This window comes from Massilia agrisoli, from assembly GCF_020831365.1.
GTDB classification, from domain to species: Bacteria; Pseudomonadota; Gammaproteobacteria; order Burkholderiales; family Burkholderiaceae_D; genus Telluria_A; species Telluria_A agrisoli.
In genome coordinates this window covers 1-632 of the sequence record NZ_JAJHPV010000005.1, presented here as the reverse complement: position 1 = coordinate 632, position 632 = coordinate 1, and the positions used below count along the sequence as shown (strand labels likewise).

1 protein-coding gene and 1 pseudogene are annotated in these 632 nt (G+C 55.5%); both read right to left on the bottom strand.

Going from position 1 to position 632, the window contains the following annotated elements:
* Positions 1 to 418 (bottom strand): integrase core domain-containing protein (locus LMJ30_RS04000; protein WP_229431060.1); only part of this gene is annotated, 418 nt, incomplete at its 3' end.
* Positions 419 to 559, bottom strand: a pseudogene (locus LMJ30_RS21835) (hypothetical protein); the annotation flags it as partial.
* Positions 560 to 632 lie beyond the last annotated feature (73 nt).

The window sequence follows — 632 nt, the reverse complement described above, 5'->3', positions numbered from 1 at the left end:
GGTTGATGATGCCGTCTGTTGCGTCGGGCCGGAGCTCAATGTGTTCGCCGATCAGGCCTTCGCCTACTAGGTACTGCTTGTTTTTCCACGAGATCGTGGCGTTCCCTCGGACCTTGCGCACAATACTTCCCTCGGGATACTCCACGGGTGGAAGCACTTCGGGATAGAGGCGCCCACTGGTGCGGTAGCGTGTCACAGGTGGCCTTTGATCTAATGCTTCGTGCGGGCGAATCAAATTATAGCGATCGCGCCAAAGGTCAAAGGCCAGCTGGCAGTCCTGGATGGAACTGAAGCCGGTTCTAGTGAGCAGTTCGTGTTTGAGTGTTCTATGGAAGCGCTCGTCCTTGCCTTGGGTTTGGGGATGGTATGGCCTACTGTGGCTTGCCTTGATCCCTAGGCGTGTGAGCCAAACATCCATACGAGAGATCGTTCTGTTTCCGCTCGTTCCCCAAGGTGGACCGTTATCGCAGGTTATCCGTATCGGCATCCCGTAGACGCGGAAAGTTGCGATCAGGGCTGCTTGGACTGAGACAAAGCGTTCATAAGGACACGCCAGCAAACAAAGCGAAAAGCGGGAGTGGTCGTCCAATATTGTCAATGGATGGCAACGCGTCGAGCCTCCACCAGAGAGC